The organism is Kitasatospora sp. NPDC090308, from assembly GCF_044769485.1.
GTDB lineage: Bacteria > Actinomycetota > Actinomycetes > Streptomycetales > Streptomycetaceae > Kitasatospora > Kitasatospora fiedleri.
Genome location: NZ_JBIVXY010000006.1, coordinates 338,250 through 352,628 on the forward strand (window position 1 = coordinate 338,250; position 14,379 = coordinate 352,628).

Sequence of the window (14,379 nt, forward strand, 5' to 3'; positions counted from 1 at the left end):
ACCGTCAGCTGAGACCGGACCGATATCGACCAGGACCGTCCCATTGTGACAATTCCGGCCGCCGATCGAGGACCGGCGGCCGGAATGTGACGCATGCGACCGGGCCGCTCCGCAGCCCGCTTCCCGGGCCAGGTCACCGGGCCTACTTGCCGAGGGCCGCCTGCATCATCGACTTGGCGATCGGCGCGGCCAGCGAGCCGCCGGAGATCTCCGAGCTCTGCGCCGCGCCGTCCTCGACCACCACCGCGACCGCGACCTGCTTGCCGGCGGAGTCCTTCGCGTAGGAGACGAACCAGGCGAACGGCTTGCCCGCGTTGTCCTGGCCGTGCTGCGCGGTGCCGGTCTTGCCGCCGACCGTCACGCCCGGGATGGCCGCCTTCCTGCCGGTGCCGTTCTTCACCACGCCCTCCATCAGCTGCTGGAGCTTCTGCGCGGTGTCCGGCGAGACGGCCTGGCTCAGCTGGTGCTCGGAGTGGGTGGAGATGGCGTGGCCCGCCGAGCCCTCCTGGGCGACCAGGTAGGGCTGCATCAGCGAGCCGTTGTTGGCGATCGCCGCGGCCACCATGGCCATCTGCAGCGGGGTGGCCCGGGTGTCGTGCTGGCCGATGGCGTCCATCGCGGTGCCGTCGGGGGAGGAGCCGCTGGGGTAGTAGCTGGCGGCGGCCCGGACCGGGACGTCCAGCTTGTCGTTGTTGAAGCCGAACTTCTCGGCCTGCGAGCGCAGCGCGTCCTTGCCGAGCTCGGCGCCGATCTTGCCGAACACCGTGTTGCACGAGATGGCCATCGCCGAGGCGAGGGTGGCGTTCGTGCAGGGCTCGTCGGGGCTGTCGTTGACCAGCGGGGTGCTGGTGCCCGGCAGGATGTACGTCTCCGGGGTGTCGGTGGTGTCCGTGGGGTTCTTGAACTTGCCGGTCTCGAACGCGGTCGCCGCGGTGACCAGCTTGAACGTCGAGCCGGGCGGGTAGGTCTGGCGCAGCGCCCGGTTCAGCATCGGCTGGTTCGGGTCGTTCTGCAGCGCCGTCCAGGCCGCGGAGTCGCTGTCGCCGCCGCCCGCGAAGGTGCCCGGGTCGTAGGACGGGGTGGAGACCAGCGCCAGGATCGCCCCGGTGCGCGGGTCGATCGCCACCGCGGCGCCCTTGCGGTTGCCCAGGCCCTCGAAGCCGGCCTTCTGCACCTTCGGGTCGATGGTGGTGACCACGTCGCCGCCCTGCTTGGGCTTGCCGGTCAGCATGTCCAGGGTGTTGCGGAAGAACAGCCGGGAGTCGGTGCCGGAGAGCACCGGGTCCTCCAGCTTCTCCAGCTGGCTGGAGTCGAAGATCTGCGAGGAGTAGCCGGTGACCGGTGCGTACATCGGCCCGTCCACCCAGGAGCGCTTGTACTTGTAGCGCAGGCCGTTGACGAAGTCGGACTTGGTGACGGGCTGGCCGGCGACGATGATGTTGCCGCGCGGGTAGGCGTACCGGTCGTACTTCACCCGGTCGTTGTGCGAGTTGCTCGCCCAGGCCGAGGCCTGCACGCCCTGCACCCAGTTGACCCGGACCATCAGCGCCAGCACCAGAACCAGGCAGAAGATCGACACCCGGCGGATCGGCTTGTTCACGAGGACGCTCCCCTGCTCTGGTCCGGCGCGCCGTACCCGGGCGGCCCGTACCGGTCGGGACCGGCCGGCTCCGGGATCGCCGGGGCCGGCTCGGCGGTCGGTTCGGCGGCCGGGCGGCGGGCGGTGTCGCTGATCTTCATCAGGATGGCGATCAGCGCCCAGTTGGCCACCACCGAGGAACCGCCCTGGGCCAGGAACGGCATGGTCATGCCGGTCAGCGGGATCAGGCCGGTGACGCCGCCCGCGACCACGAACACCTGGAGCGCGAACGCCGAGCTCAGGCCGACCGCGAGCAGCTTGCCGAACGGGTCGCGGGCGGCCAGCGCGGTGCGCAGGCCGCGCTGCACCACCAGGCCGTACACCAGGAAGATCGCCATCAGGCCGGTCAGGCCCAGCTCCTCGCCGAACGAGCCGAGGATGAAGTCGCTCTTCGCCGCGAACTGGATCAGCCAGCTGCGGCCCTGCCCCAGGCCGGTGCCGATGGTGCCGCCGGAGCCCAGCGACATCAGGGTCTGGCCGATCTGCTCCGAGGACTGCTTGGGCGGGTGCGGCCCGAACGCCGCCATCGGGTCCAGCCAGGCGTTGATCCGGGTCTTCACGTGCGGCTCGCTGGTGGCCACCACGGCGGCGCCGCCGAAGGACATCAGCAGACCGAAGACGATCCAGCTGGTCCGCTCGGTGGCCACGTACAGCATCACCACGAACAGGCCGAAGAACAGGAAGGACGAGCCGAGGTCGGTCTCGAACACCAGGATCAGGATCGACAGCAGCCAGACCACCACGATCGGCCCGAGGTCGCGGCCGCGCGGCAGGTACAGGCCCATGAACTTGCGGCTGGCCAGCGCCAGGGCGTCCTTCTTCACCATCAGGAAGCCGGCGAAGAAGACGGTCAGGATGATCTTGGCGAACTCGCCGGGCTGGATCGAGAAGGACCCGAAGCGGATCCAGATCTTCGCGCCGAAGTTCGCGTCCTGGGACGGGAAGAAGGCCGGCGCGGCCAGCAGCACCAGCGCCACCACCATCGAGATGTAGGTGTAGCGCTGCAGGATCCGGTGGTCCTTGAGCAGCCACATCACGCCGATGAACAGCGTGATGCCCAGGCCCGACCACATCAGCTGGTTGGTGGTCGCCGGGTAGTTGTCGTGCAGCAGGTCGCCGGCCTTGTCGAGCCGCCAGATCATCACCAGGCCGAGCCCGTTGAGCAGCGTCGCCAGCGGCAGCAGCAGCGGATCGGCGTACGGGGCGAAGCGGCGCACCGCCAGGTGCGCGAGGCCGGCCAGCACGCCCAGGCCCAGGCCGTAGGCCAGGATGTTGGCGGGCAGCGTGCCGTCCATCGCCAGACCCACGTTGGCGTACCCGAAGACCGGGACGGCCACCGCGAAGGCCAGCATCAGCAGCTCGGTGTTGCGCCGGTTCGGCACGGTGTCCGGGGTGCCGCGGCCGGTGGCGCGGCGGCGCCCGGTGGCGGGCGTGCGGCCGCCGCTCACGTCGAAGGTGCTCATGCCTGTGTGAAACCCCCCGGGTTCGCCCGCGGCCCTACCGGGCCGGGCAGGACGCGGCGAGCTGCTGCTCCTGTTCGGTCAGCGGCGGCGCGGACGGCTCGGTGCCCTCCCCGGTGGCCGGGGCGGTCGTGGACTCGGCGACCTTCTTGCAGACGGCGGCCTGCGCGCGCAGCGCGTCGACCTGCTTCCGGGCGTCGGCCAGGCCGTCGGCCTGGATCTTCTTGGCCACCTGGTCCTGCTGGTAGGCGGGCAGGTACTTGAGTTCGACGTCGGTGAACGGCTGGTAGACCGAGCTGAGCTCGATGCCGGCCAGGTTCTGGTCGAGGCCGCGGTAGACCGCGACGTGGCCGTCCTGGACGCCGACGTAGTACTGGTCCTGGCTCCACTGCCAGGCGAAGAACCCGCCGGCGCCGAGCACCGCGAGCACCAGCACGCCGATCAGGGTCAGCTTCAGGCCGCGCTTCTTCTTCCGGTGCTCGGCCGGGGCGTCCTGGTCGAACTCCTCGCCGGGCGCGCCGTAGCCGCCCTCGCCGGCCGGGAAGCCGGCCCGGGTGAAGTCGTCCGCCGGGGCGCCGTAGCCCTCCGGGGGGCCGAAGTCGCCCGCGGGGGCGCCGTAGCCGGGCTGCTGCTGCTCGTAGCCGCCCTGGTAGCCCTGGGCCGGGCCGAAGGCGCCCTGCGGGGCCGGGCCGCGGCCGAGGCCGGCGGCCCGGCCGGCCGGGGTGTCCAGCAGCTGCGGGTCGTTGTAGTGGTGCGGCTGGTTCTCGGCGACCGCGCCGACCACCACCGGGGCCTCGGCGGCCCGGCCGCTGAGCTGGTCGGTGGCGCCGACGTCGATCACGTCGGCGACGATGCAGGTGATGTTGTCCGGGCCGCCGCCGCGCAGCGCCAGCTGGATCAGCTCCTGGACGGTCTGCTCGGGCGCGTAGTAGCTGCCGAGCGTCTCCTCCAGGGTCTGGTGGCTGACCGGGCCGGACAGGCCGTCGGAGCAGATCAGGTACCGGTCGCCGGCCCGGACCTCGCGGATCGACAGGTCGGGCTCGACCTGGCCGCGGCCGTCCAGGGCGCGCATCAGCAGCGAGCGCTGCGGGTGGGTCTCGGCCTCCTCGGCGGTGATCCGGCCCTCGTCGACCAGCCGCTGCACCCAGGTGTGGTCCTGGGTGATCTGGTCGAGCCGGCCGTCGCGCAGCAGGTAGGCCCGGGAGTCGCCGATGTGCACCTGGCCCATCCGCTGGCCGTCCCAGAGCAGCGCGGTGAGGGTGCAGCCCATGCCCTCCAGCTGCGGGTCCTGCTCGACCATCTGCCGCAGCCGCTCGTTGGCGGTCTGCACCGCCTCGTTGAGCAGGCTCAGCAGGTCGGCGCCGGGGTGCGGCTCGTCGAGCCGGACGATCGAGCCGAGGACCTCGGAGGAGGCGACCTCGCCGGCCGCCGCTCCGCCCATGCCGTCGGCCACCGCGAGCAGCCGGGGCCCGGCGTAGCCGGAGTCCTCGTTCCCTTCACGGATCAGGCCCTTGTGCGAGCCGGCGGCGAAGCGCAGCACGAGACTCATGCTGTCCGGGCCCTCCTTCGGGTGGAGCTGGTCCTCATGCGCTGACTACTTCCGCAGCTCGATGACGGTCCTGCCGATTCGGATCGGCACGCCGATCTGGAGCGGCGTCGGCGTGGTGAGCCGCTGCCGGTCGAGATAGGTGCCGTTGGTGGAGCCTAGATCCTCCACCGTCCACTGCCCAGCCTGATCGGGGTAGATCCTGGCATGGCGGGAGGAGGCGTAGTCGTCGTCCAGGACGATGGTGGAGTCGTGCGCCCGGCCCAGCGTGACGGTCTGGCCCTGCAGGGCGACGGTCGTCCCGGCCAGCGACCCCTGGGTCACCACCAGGTGGGTGGGCTGGCCGCGGCGCTGCCGGGCCTGCGCCTGCTGGGCGGCCGGGGCGGGCTGCCCCTGCGGCCCGCGGCCGGCCCCGGCCTGGGCCGGCGCGGGGGCGGGGGAGCGCTGGGCGGTGCGCGCGGCGCCCTTGGTGTTGAACAGGTCGCTGCGGATCACCTGCACCGCGACGATGACGAACAGCCAGAGGACGGCGAGGAAGCCCAGCCGCATGACCGTCAGGGTCAGATCAGACATACCGGCCCGCTTCTACCCTTCGACCTGTCGGTAGACGATGGTGGTCGACCCCAGGACGATCCGGGAGCCGTCGCGGAGCGTAGCGCGCTGGGTGTGCTGCCCGTCCACCACGATGCCGTTGGTGGAACCCAGGTCCAGGACCATCGCGGGCGTACCGGGGCGGATCTCCGCGTGCTTGCGGGACACCCCGGGGTCGTCGATCCGGATGTCCGCCTCGGTGGAGCGCCCGAGCACCACCGCGTTCTGGCTGATCTGGTGCCGGGCGCCGTTCACCTCGATCCAGCGCCGGGTGCCGGCGCCGCCGTGGCCCGCGCCGGGGAAGGGCCGGACGTTCCCGGCCGACGGGGCGGCGGACGCCGCGGGCGGCATCGCGGGCGGCGCGGGGGGCGGCGGCGGGGCGCCGTAGGGCGCGGCGGACGCGCCCTGGTGCCAGGGCGCGCCGGGCGCGGGCGGCGTCGGCGGACGGCCGTACCCGGGCTGGGCGGCGGACGGCGGGGCCGGGGCCCGCTGGGGCTCCTCGGCGGCCAGCGTGCGGCTGCGCACCCGGTACAGGCCGGTGTCCAGGTCGTCGGCCTTCTCCAGGGCGACCTGGAGCGGCCCCATGAAGCTGTACCGCTGGGCCTCCGCGTACTCGCGGACCATCCCGGCCAGCTCGGTGCCGAGCTGGGTGGCGTAGGGGCTGAGCCGCTCGTGGTCGTGCGGGCTGAGCTCGACGATGAAGTCGTTCGGGACGACCGTGCGGTCCCGGTTCCAGATGGTGGCGTTGTTGTCGCACTCGCGCTGCAGGGCACCGGCGATCTCCACCGGCTGGACCTCGGACTTGAACACCTTCGCGAAGGTGCCGTTCACGAGACCTTCGAGTCGCTGCTCGAACTTCTTCAGGACTCCCACGGGGCACCCCCTCTCAGGGCGTCGGACGGGCCGGTTCGTCGGCTGGAAAGCGGTACTTCCGTACTGATCGTATCCACGCCCGGCCCTTCCGTACGGTTCCCCGGCTAGGTCGCGCCCGGAGGGGTACCCGCCGGACGGCCCGCTCACGCGTTCGTCCGGCCTCCGGTTGCGGGCCGGGCGGGCCCGTGCGGGGGGCCGGGCGGAATGGATTCGCAGGTGCGGCGTGGGGCGTGCTAATGTTTTCCATGTCGGAAGGGGCGCCCGAGAGGGAGCCGAACGGAAGACCCCGAGAGATGCGGTAAGCTTCTCGACAGGTCGGAAGAAGCGGTAAGCAACTGAAGACAACACCCATGCGCGGGTGGCGGAATAGGCAGACGCGCTGGATTCAGGTTCCAGTGCCCGAAAGGGCGTGGGGGTTCAACTCCCCCCTCGCGCACAGTGAAGCCCCGCAGGTCCACGGACCTGCGGGGCTTTCTCGTTCTCCGGTGTGACGGCCCGGAACGGTTCTCACGGCTCCCGCGGTTCTCAGGGGGCGGGCAGCACGGCGTGCAGGGCGTAGCCGCCGTCGGGGGTGGCGGCGGCGGTGAAGGTGCCGCCGAGCAGGGCGGCGCGTTCGCGCAGGCCGATCAGGCCGTGGCCGCCGCCGGGCAGCGGGGCGTCCTGGCCGGGGCCGGTCGGGCGCAGCGGCGGGGGGCCGTTGCGGACCTCGACGTGCAGCCGGCCGCCGCGGGCGGTGACCCGGACGGTGACCGGGGCGCCGGGGGCGTGCTTGCTGATGTTGGTGAGGCCCTCCTGGACGGTGCGGTAGGCGGCCCGTTCGACGGCCTCGGGCCAGTTCCGGCGGCCCGGGTCGAGGCGGCTGGTGACGGCCAGGCCGCTGCCCCCGATCAGCCGCGGCAGGTCGGCCAGGGTGGGCTGCGGGGCGAGCGGGGTGCCGGGGCCGCCGGCGGCGCGCAGCACGCCGACCATCTGCCGGAGTTCGTCGAGGGTGCGGACCGAGAGTTCGCGGATGGTGCGGGCGCCGTCCCGGGCGGCCGGGTCGGTGCTGGAGACCTGGAGCGCCCCGGCCTGGATCGAGATCAGGCTGACCTGGTGGGAGACCACGTCGTGCATCTCGCGGGCGAGCCGGGCGCGTTCGGCGGTCAGCACCTGCTCGGCGAGCAGCCGGCTCTCGCGCTGCCGGCCGGCGGTGAGCTCGGTGACCCGCTCGGCGAGTTCGCCGCGGGTGCGGGCGAGCATGCCGAGGGCGGCCGGTCCGGCGCCGAGCATCACCGACTGGATGCCGTACAGCGCGTTGTCCCGGCTGAGTTCGAACAGGCCGGGGTCGAAGGGCCAGTGGAAGAACTCGACCAGGGCGAAGGCGGTGGCGCAGGCGACCGGGACGCCGGGCCGGGGGCGGGCGGCGGCGACCGCGTAGACGGCGGTCAGCGGGGCCAGCCAGATCTCGTTGAAGAACGCGCCGGGCAGGGTGAGCAGGGCCACCGTGAGCGGGAGGCGGCGGCGGGCCAGCAGGGCGGCCACCGACAGCGCGGAGAGGGCCAGCTGCCAGGGCGCGGAGCCCTTGGCGACCAGCGCGGAGTCCATCGCGGCGAGCAGCACCGGGGCCAGCAGGGTGGTGCGCGGGGAGCACAGCCAGGCCCGGGCGCGGGCCCGGAGCGGGCGGCGCGGCCCGGCGGGCTCCGGGGGCGTCGGGGGCTCTGCGGTCCCGGGGGGTTCCGGGCGGTGTCCGGGGGCCGCGGCGGCCGCGGGGCTCACTCCCCGTCCCGCCGCTCGCGGACCAGCCCGGCGCGGTGGGCGATGACGGCGGCCTGGACCCGGTTGGCGGCGCCGAGCTTGGCCAGGATGGCGCTGATGTGGTCCTTGACGGTGCCGGTGCCCAGGAACAGCCGGTCGGCTATCTCGGCGTTGGACAGGCCCTCGCCGAGCAGCGCCAGGACGTCGAGCTCGCGGCCGGTGAGCCGGCCGGTGAGGTCGGCGGCGGCGGTGTCGGGGCCGCCGCCCTCGACGTAGCCGCTGATCACGGTGCGGGCGACGGTCGGGGAGAGCACGCTGCCGCCGGCCGCGAGCACCCGGACGGCGTGCACCAGCTGCTCGGGGGCGGTGTCCTTGAGCAGGAACCCGGCCGCCCCGGCCCGCAGCGCGGTGCCGATGTGCTCGTCGGTGTCGAAGGTGGTGAGCATGGCGACGGCGGGCGGGTCGGGCAGCGCGCGCAGCCGGCGCAGCACGCTGATGCCGTCCAGGTCGGGCATCCGGACGTCGAGCAGGACGACCCGGGGGGCGAGTTCGCGGGCCAGCTGCTCGGCCTGGCCGCCGGAGCAGGCGCCGACCACCTCCAGGTCGGGTGCGGTGCCGACGATCAGGCCGAGCCCGGAGCGGACCAGCACCTCGTCGTCCACGATCAGGACCCGGGTCGGCGGCATGTCTCTCCCTGTCTCTCCCCGGTGGGGGCGCTTGGGGGCCGGGGCGGTCCGGCACCCCCGCCGATCGGCGGGGGTGGGAATCCGCTACCGGATTCACGCAATTCTCATCCGGGCTGGGCAACCATGGAAATCGGGGTCGAGTGCGCCGAACCGCGAGCGGATGCGCCCCTGTGATCGATCGTCTGGAATGGTTGCTGTGTCCACTGTGAAGACGGCTTCCCCGGCCGTGTCCCCCTCCCGGGGCGAAGGCCCCGGCCCGCTGGCACGGTGGCGGCTCAGGGCCGCCGCGTCGACGGTCTGGTACCTGCGGCTGGTGGCCCTGCTGAACCTGGCGGCGGTGCTCTCGGTGCCGTTCCGGGACCAGGTGCAGCGTCACAACGAGGGGGAGTTCTTCACCCCCTACCTGATGACCGCCGGCCTGACCTCGATGCTCCTGGCGCTGTTCCTGGCGGTGGCGATGCGCCGCCGCAAGCGGGCGGCGTGGATCTTCAACACCGGGCTGGCCGGGTTGACGTTCCTCGGCTACCTGGCCTGGATGGCCTGGGGCGACCGGTACCGGGACCACCCGTGGAACTACTTCTCGATCGTGCTGACCGGCCTGTTCCTGGTCGCGCTGCTGTTCTCCCGCCGGGAGTTCACCTCCAAGGGCGACCGCTCGAACCCGAAGACCGCGGCCGCCGCGGCGGTCGGCGGGCTGCTGCTGGGCGGGCTGGTCGGCTCGCTGCTGGTGCAGCTGACCAACGAGGTCGCCGGCGCGGGCTTCGGGACGCGGTTCAGCTACGCGGTGCACCGGATGATCACGCTGACCCCGTCGGAGCGGGTCCTCGACGTGGTCTCGGTGCCGACCTGGGTGAACGCGGCGATCAACGCGATGAGCGCGGTGCTGTTCCTGTTCGTGCTGTACGTGGCGTTCCGCTCGCCGCGCGGCGAGGAGCTGCAGAGCGACGAGGACCAGAGCCGGCTGCGCGAGCTGCTGGACCGGCAGGGCGAGCGGGACTCGCTGGGCTACTTCGCGCTGCGCCGGGACAAGGCGGTGGTGTTCTCGCCGTCCGGGAAGGCGGCGATCGCCTACCGGGTGGTCGGCGGCGTCACGCTGGCGTCCGGCGACCCGATCGGCGACCCGGAGGCCTGGCCGGGGGCGATCGACGCCTGGCTGGCCGAGGCCCGCGAGCACGCCTGGGTGCCGGCCGTGATGGGCGCCTCCGAGGAGGCCGGGGTGATCTACGCCCGGCACGGGCTGGACGCGCTGGAGCTGGGCGACGAGGCGATCGTCGAGCTGGACGAGTTCTCGCTGGACGGCCGGGCGATGCGGGTGGTCCGGCAGGCGTACAACCGGGTCAAGCGGGCCGGCTACACGGTGCGGATCCGCCGGCACGGGGACATCCCGGAGTGCGAGATGGCCGAGCTGGTGGCCAAGGCCGACCACTGGCGGGACGGCGCGACCGAGCGCGGCTTCTCGATGGCGCTGGGGCGGCTCGGCGACGCGGGCGACGGGCGCTGCGTGATGCTGGAGTGCTTCGACGGGGACGGCGAGCTGCGGGCGCTGCTGAGCTTCGTGCCGTGGGGCGCGCACGGCCTGTCGCTGGACCTGATGCGGCGCGACCGGGACAGCGAGAACGGCCTGATGGAGTTCATGGTGATCGAACTCCTGCAGCGCGCCGGAGAGGTCGAGCTGGAACGGGTGTCGTTGAACTTCGCGATGTTCCGGTCGGTGTTCGAGCGCGGTTCGAAGCTGGGCGCGGGCCCGGTCCTGCGGCTGTGGCGCTCGGTGCTGGGCTTCTTCTCGCGCTGGTGGCAGATCGAGTCGCTGTACCGGGCGAACGCGAAGTACCGGCCGATCTGGGAACCGCGGTACCTGCTCTTCGAGAAGAGCGGCGAGATCCCCCGGATCGGCATCGCCTCGGCCCGCGCGGAGGGGTTCATCACGGCCCCCACGATGCCGGCGCTGTTCCGCCGCCGGCACGGGTGAGGAACGCTTCCCGGCCGGGAACGGCCCGGGAGGGGGAGGTCCCTCCGCCGGGGGGCGGAGCGGGCCGGAGGTCAGCCTCCAGGAGGAGGCCGGGAATGGTCTCCGAAGCTGATGCCGCGGTTCGGCCCGGTGCGTAGGGTCGGATTCGGGGAGCAGAAGAGAAATCGACGACGGAAGTCGGCACGGAATCGGACGGGAGAGCCGGGACGTGGAGCAGATCACCCACGCGGGGGGCGTGCGGTCGGGGCTTTGGGCGGTGTTCCGCCGGGCCGCGGTCGCGGAGTGGGGGGAGCTCTTCGCTTCCGTGAAGGAGCGGGTGGTGCGGCGGAGGTTCGCCGCGGTGCCGCTGGCGACCGCGGCGACCGCGCTGGTGCTGCTGTTCTCGGTGGTCCAGCACCTGCCGGGCGGGGACCGGCTGGTGTCCGACATCGGGGTGGTGAAGGCGGCGCTGCCGCTGGACGTGTCGCTGCTGCGCACCCCGCTGTCGCTGTACGTGCCGGCCCTGGACCTGCCGGTGTGGGGGGCGCTGGCCCAGGTGTTCCTGGTGTTCGGGGTGGCCGAGATCGTGCTGGGGCGGCGGCTGACCCTGGTGGTGGCGTACGCCTGCACCCTGGCGGGCACGCTGTTCGCCCGGGTCGGGGTGACGCTGGGCCCGCACCACGCGCTGGGCTTCCCGCGCTGGGTGGCGTACGTGCGGGACACCGGGCCCTCGGCGGCGGTGGTGGCGCTGGCCGTGGTGGTGGCGCTGCGCTGCCGGGCCTGGTGGACGGGCGGGGCGGTGGCGCTGTCGATGGTGGTGGAGGCGCTGCTGCTGCCGAACCTGGCCGGGCTGGAGCACCTGGTGGCGATCAGCACCGCGGTGCTGATCGCGGTCTGGGTCGAGGTGTTCGGCGACTACTGGCCGCGGGTGCTGACCGGGGTCGGCGCGGCGGCGGCGGTGGCCGCGCAGGGCCGGGCCAGGGCGGTGGCGTCCTGACCCGGCGGGCGGGCGGCGGTCAGCCGCGCGGCAGCGGCATCTCGAAGTAGACGACCTTGCCGACCGCCTTGCGGGCGGTGCCCCACTTCTCGGACAGCTTGCTGACCAGGTTCAGGCCGCGGCCGTGCTCGGAGAACGCGTCGGCGGGCTCCAGCGAGGGCAGGTTGTGGTTGTCGTCGCTGACCTCGACCAGCAGTTTGTCGACCCGGATCAGCTGCAGCTGCACCTCGGCCCGGGCCACCCGGACCGCGTTGGTGACCAGTTCGGAGACCAGCAGTTCGACCGTCTCGGAGAGCGCGGTCAGCTGCCAGGCGGCGAGCTGGTCGCGCACCAGGCTGCGGGCCCGGCCGACCTCCAGCTCGGTGACGCCGAGCTGCCAGGTGGCGACCTCGGTCGGCGGGACGCCGTCGAAGCGGGCCACCAGCAGCGCGATGTCGTCCTGCCGGTCGTCGGAGTGCAGGGTGTTCAGCACGGTGTCGCAGGCCTCGTCGGGGGTCTGCTTGGGGTCGATCAGGTTGCCGCAGAGCGCCGCCAGGCCCGCCCCTATGTCGCCGCCGCGCACCTCGACCAGGCCGTCGGTGCACAGCACCAGCATCGAACCGTCCGAGACGTCGATCTGCTTGGTCTGGAACGGCACCCCGCCGACGCCGATCGGCGCGCCGGAGGGCAGTTCCAGCAGTTCGCCGCGGCCGTCGGGGTGCACCAGCACCGGCGGGACGTGGCCGGCCGAGGCGAGTTCGCAGGTGCGGTTGATCGGGTCGTAGACGGCGTACAGGCAGGTCGCCAGGTGGTCGTCGCCGAGCTTGTGGGCCAGGTTGTCGAGGTGGCGCAGCAGCTGGGCGGGCGGCAGGTCGAGGGCGGCCAGGGTCTGCATGGCGGTGCGGAAGCGGCCCATCGCGGCGGCCGAGTGCAGGCCGTGGCCCATCACGTCGCCGACCACCAGGGCGACCCGGCTGCCGGGCAGCTGGATGGCGTCGAACCAGTCGCCGCCGACCTCGGCCTTGCGGTCACCGGGCATGTAGCGGTGGGCGATCTGGACGCCGGGGATCCGCGGCGGGCGGGTCGGGATCATCGAGCGCTGGAGCGTGGTGGCGACCTTGGACTCGGCGCGGTGCAGCCGGGCGTTGTCCAGGGAGAGCGCGGCGCGGGCGGCGACCTCCTTGAAGGTGTCGGCGTCGGAGCGGGTGAACGGGGTCCGGTCGGCGAGCCGCAGCAGCTTGAGGATGCCCAGCACGGTGCCGCGGGCGGACAGCGGCAGCACCAGCATCGAGCGGCCGACCACGGCCGGCTCCAGTTCGGGGCCGCCGAGCGAGGCCGCGTAGTCGACCGCGACGTCCGGCGAGATCAGCGGGACCAGCACCGGCTGGTTCTCCTGCAGGGCCAGGCCGGGCGGGGTGGAGCGGGGCATGGCCAGCAGCGCGCCCTCGTCCAGGACGTGGCCCCAGCACGGCGAGGCGGCGTTGAAGGTGCGGGCGACCCGGCGCAGCATGGTGGCGTCGTCGGGCGCCCCGACGGGCAGCTCGGAGTCGGAGATCAGGCCGTCGAGCAGGTCGACGCAGGCGAAGTCGGCGACCCGGGGGACCAGCACCTCGCACAGCTCGCGGGCGGTGGTGTCCAGGTCCAGGGTGGTGCCGACCTGGCTGCCGATCGAGGCGAGCAGCGCCAGGTCGCCGTCGTCGGGCAGCCCGCGGACCACCTCCACGCCGGTGCCGGAGCCGGCCGTCCGGCTCGGCGGGACGGCGGCGGGCGCGGGCGCGGGCGCGGCGGTCGGGTCGGTGACGGCGGTCGGGTCGGCTGCGGTGGTCGGGTCGGGGGCGGCTGCGGGTTCGATGACGGGGCCTCCCGGGTCCGGGCGGTGGGCGGCGGCTTCGCGTGGTCCGGGGACGGTGCGGCCGGGCCGCGGCGCGTCCCGGTGGTCGGTCGCGGGCCCGGCGGCCGGGGGGCGCGACCCGGCGGCGCCCGGGTTCGGCGGCTCCGCGGCGCGGCGGGCGGCGCGCTGCTGCGCGGTGGGGTAGCGGCGGCCGATCCCGGCGGCGGCCCGGGCGGTGCCGGCGCCCTCCGGGAAGGACGGCAGCGGGACCACGGGCAGCACGGCCGCGCCGTCCACCCGCAGTGCGGGCGGCCCGGCCTGGGCGAGGGCGTCCAGCAGCCGGCGGCGGCGCTCGGCGGAGCCCGGCGGGAGCAGCGCGGCGAGCGCCTCGGCGCGGCCCGGGCCGGGCGGGGCGAAGGCGGCGGCGACCTGCTGCGGGCGGGCCGCGGCGGGAGCGGCGGCGTACGGGAGCAGGCGCTCGCCGAGGGCGATCCGCGGGCCGGCGGCGCGCAGCGGGCGGGCGTCGGCGGCCAGCACCAGCAGCGAGCGGCCGACCGGCTCGACCAGCGGGTAGGCCCACCACAGGACGTCGCGCAGCCGCTCCTCGCGGTCGTGCACGCTCATCGGCCCGGCCCACGGGCCGTCCAGGACGAGGTCGTCCAGGGTGTCGAGGGCGTCGCAGCGCTGGGCCGGGCCGGAGCCCTCGGGGCGGGGTTCGACGGCGGGCAGCAGGCCGTGCGCGGTGCGGCCGAGGGCGACCTCGGCGCGGTGGCCGAACAGTTCCTCCGCGGTGCGGTTCCACAGCGCGATCCGGCCGTCCGGGTCGACCAGCACGGCGGCGACCCGGAGCAGGGCGACCACTCCGGCCGGGGGTGTGGGATCGGGCTGGTCCACCATGGGTATCGGTCTGCCCCTTTGTTGTGCTCGCTGCTCCTCCTGGCCGGTGCGCGCGTCCTCGCACGCGTCCTCCAATGAAGCACGGAGATGCCGGGGGCAGGTAGCCAATCGGGCAGATTCGTCAGTATCAGTTGCGTGTCGTCCGCCGCGCGCCCCGGGGAGCGCCACCGGTGTCACCCGGTCGGCGGTGTGCCGGGC

At 73.7% G+C, this 14,379-nt stretch carries 10 protein-coding genes and 1 tRNA gene; 3 read left to right on the top strand and 8 right to left on the bottom strand.

Features of this window, described 5'->3' with window-relative positions; genetic code table 11:
- Window positions 1-142: 142 nt before the first annotated feature.
- From ACIQVD_RS17475 to ACIQVD_RS17495, 5 genes are read right to left on the bottom strand one after another with little or no spacing between them, the layout of a single operon-like run.
- Window positions 143-1,600, bottom strand: a complete 1,458-nt coding sequence (locus ACIQVD_RS17475; RefSeq protein WP_400692087.1) for a peptidoglycan D,D-transpeptidase FtsI family protein — start codon at window positions 1,598-1,600, stop codon at window positions 143-145.
- Window positions 1,597-3,102: an FtsW/RodA/SpoVE family cell cycle protein gene (locus ACIQVD_RS17480; RefSeq protein ID WP_400692089.1), complete on the bottom strand. Its 1,506-nt coding sequence runs from the start codon at window positions 3,100-3,102 to the stop codon at window positions 1,597-1,599. Before ACIQVD_RS17480 ends, ACIQVD_RS17475 begins: the two co-directional genes overlap by 4 nt.
- A gap of 34 nt (window positions 3,103-3,136) precedes the next feature.
- On the bottom strand, window positions 3,137-4,648 hold the full coding sequence (locus tag ACIQVD_RS17485) for a protein phosphatase 2C domain-containing protein (RefSeq protein ID WP_400692092.1): 1,512 nt from the start codon (window positions 4,646-4,648) through the stop codon (window positions 3,137-3,139).
- A 45-nt stretch (window positions 4,649-4,693) separates the two neighbouring features.
- Window positions 4,694-5,218: an FHA domain-containing protein gene (locus ACIQVD_RS17490; protein ID WP_400692095.1), complete on the bottom strand. Its 525-nt coding sequence runs from the start codon at window positions 5,216-5,218 to the stop codon at window positions 4,694-4,696.
- Between the two features lie 12 nt (window positions 5,219-5,230).
- Window positions 5,231-6,109: a DUF3662 and FHA domain-containing protein gene (locus tag ACIQVD_RS17495; protein WP_282206379.1), complete on the bottom strand. Its 879-nt coding sequence runs from the start codon at window positions 6,107-6,109 to the stop codon at window positions 5,231-5,233.
- A 352-nt stretch (window positions 6,110-6,461) separates the two neighbouring features.
- Here ACIQVD_RS17495 and ACIQVD_RS17500 point away from each other — a divergent pair.
- Window positions 6,462-6,545, top strand: a tRNA-Leu gene (locus tag ACIQVD_RS17500).
- Window positions 6,546-6,634: 89 nt separating this feature from the next.
- On the opposite strand, the gene ACIQVD_RS17505 is transcribed toward ACIQVD_RS17500, so the two are convergent.
- A complete protein-coding gene (locus ACIQVD_RS17505) occupies window positions 6,635-7,864 on the bottom strand; it encodes a sensor histidine kinase (protein ID WP_402289958.1) in 1,230 nt (409 codons plus the stop codon).
- Entirely contained in the window at window positions 7,861-8,529 is a 669-nt protein-coding gene (locus ACIQVD_RS17510; RefSeq protein ID WP_282206381.1) for a response regulator transcription factor, read from the bottom strand. The genes ACIQVD_RS17505 and ACIQVD_RS17510 overlap by 4 nt, the downstream gene beginning before the upstream one ends.
- Before the next feature lie 187 nt (window positions 8,530-8,716).
- Here ACIQVD_RS17510 and ACIQVD_RS17515 point away from each other — a divergent pair, with 187 nt between their 5' ends.
- Both ACIQVD_RS17515 and ACIQVD_RS17520 read left to right on the top strand, forming a co-directional pair.
- Window positions 8,717-10,498 (top strand): phosphatidylglycerol lysyltransferase domain-containing protein, encoded by a 1,782-nt coding sequence (locus ACIQVD_RS17515; RefSeq protein WP_400692103.1) that lies wholly within the window; start codon window positions 8,717-8,719, stop codon window positions 10,496-10,498.
- A 319-nt stretch (window positions 10,499-10,817) separates the two neighbouring features.
- On the top strand, window positions 10,818-11,474 hold the full coding sequence (locus ACIQVD_RS17520; protein WP_402289961.1) for a hypothetical protein: 657 nt from the start codon (window positions 10,818-10,820) through the stop codon (window positions 11,472-11,474).
- Between the two features lie 19 nt (window positions 11,475-11,493).
- Here ACIQVD_RS17520 and ACIQVD_RS17525 read toward each other — a convergent pair whose 3' ends face one another.
- Window positions 11,494-14,181: a SpoIIE family protein phosphatase gene (locus ACIQVD_RS17525; protein ID WP_402289964.1), complete on the bottom strand. Its 2,688-nt coding sequence runs from the start codon at window positions 14,179-14,181 to the stop codon at window positions 11,494-11,496.
- Between the last annotated feature and the right edge of the window lie 198 nt (window positions 14,182-14,379).

Excerpts from the sequence above, each read along its gene's own strand:
- ACIQVD_RS17480 (WP_400692089.1), bottom strand. The coding sequence starts at position 3,102 with ATGAGCACCTTCGACGTGAGCGGCGGCCGCACGCCCGCCACCGGGCGC.
- ACIQVD_RS17485 (WP_400692092.1), bottom strand. The coding sequence starts at position 4,648 with ATGAGTCTCGTGCTGCGCTTCGCCGCCGGCTCGCACAAGGGCCTGATC.
- ACIQVD_RS17490 (WP_400692095.1), bottom strand. The coding sequence starts at position 5,218 with ATGTCTGATCTGACCCTGACGGTCATGCGGCTGGGCTTCCTCGCCGTC.
- ACIQVD_RS17510 (WP_282206381.1), bottom strand. The coding sequence starts at position 8,529 with ATGCCGCCGACCCGGGTCCTGATCGTGGACGACGAGGTGCTGGTCCGC.
- ACIQVD_RS17515 (WP_400692103.1), top strand. The coding sequence starts at position 8,717 with ATGGTTGCTGTGTCCACTGTGAAGACGGCTTCCCCGGCCGTGTCCCCC.
- ACIQVD_RS17525 (WP_402289964.1), bottom strand. The coding sequence starts at position 14,181 with ATGGTGGACCAGCCCGATCCCACACCCCCGGCCGGAGTGGTCGCCCTG.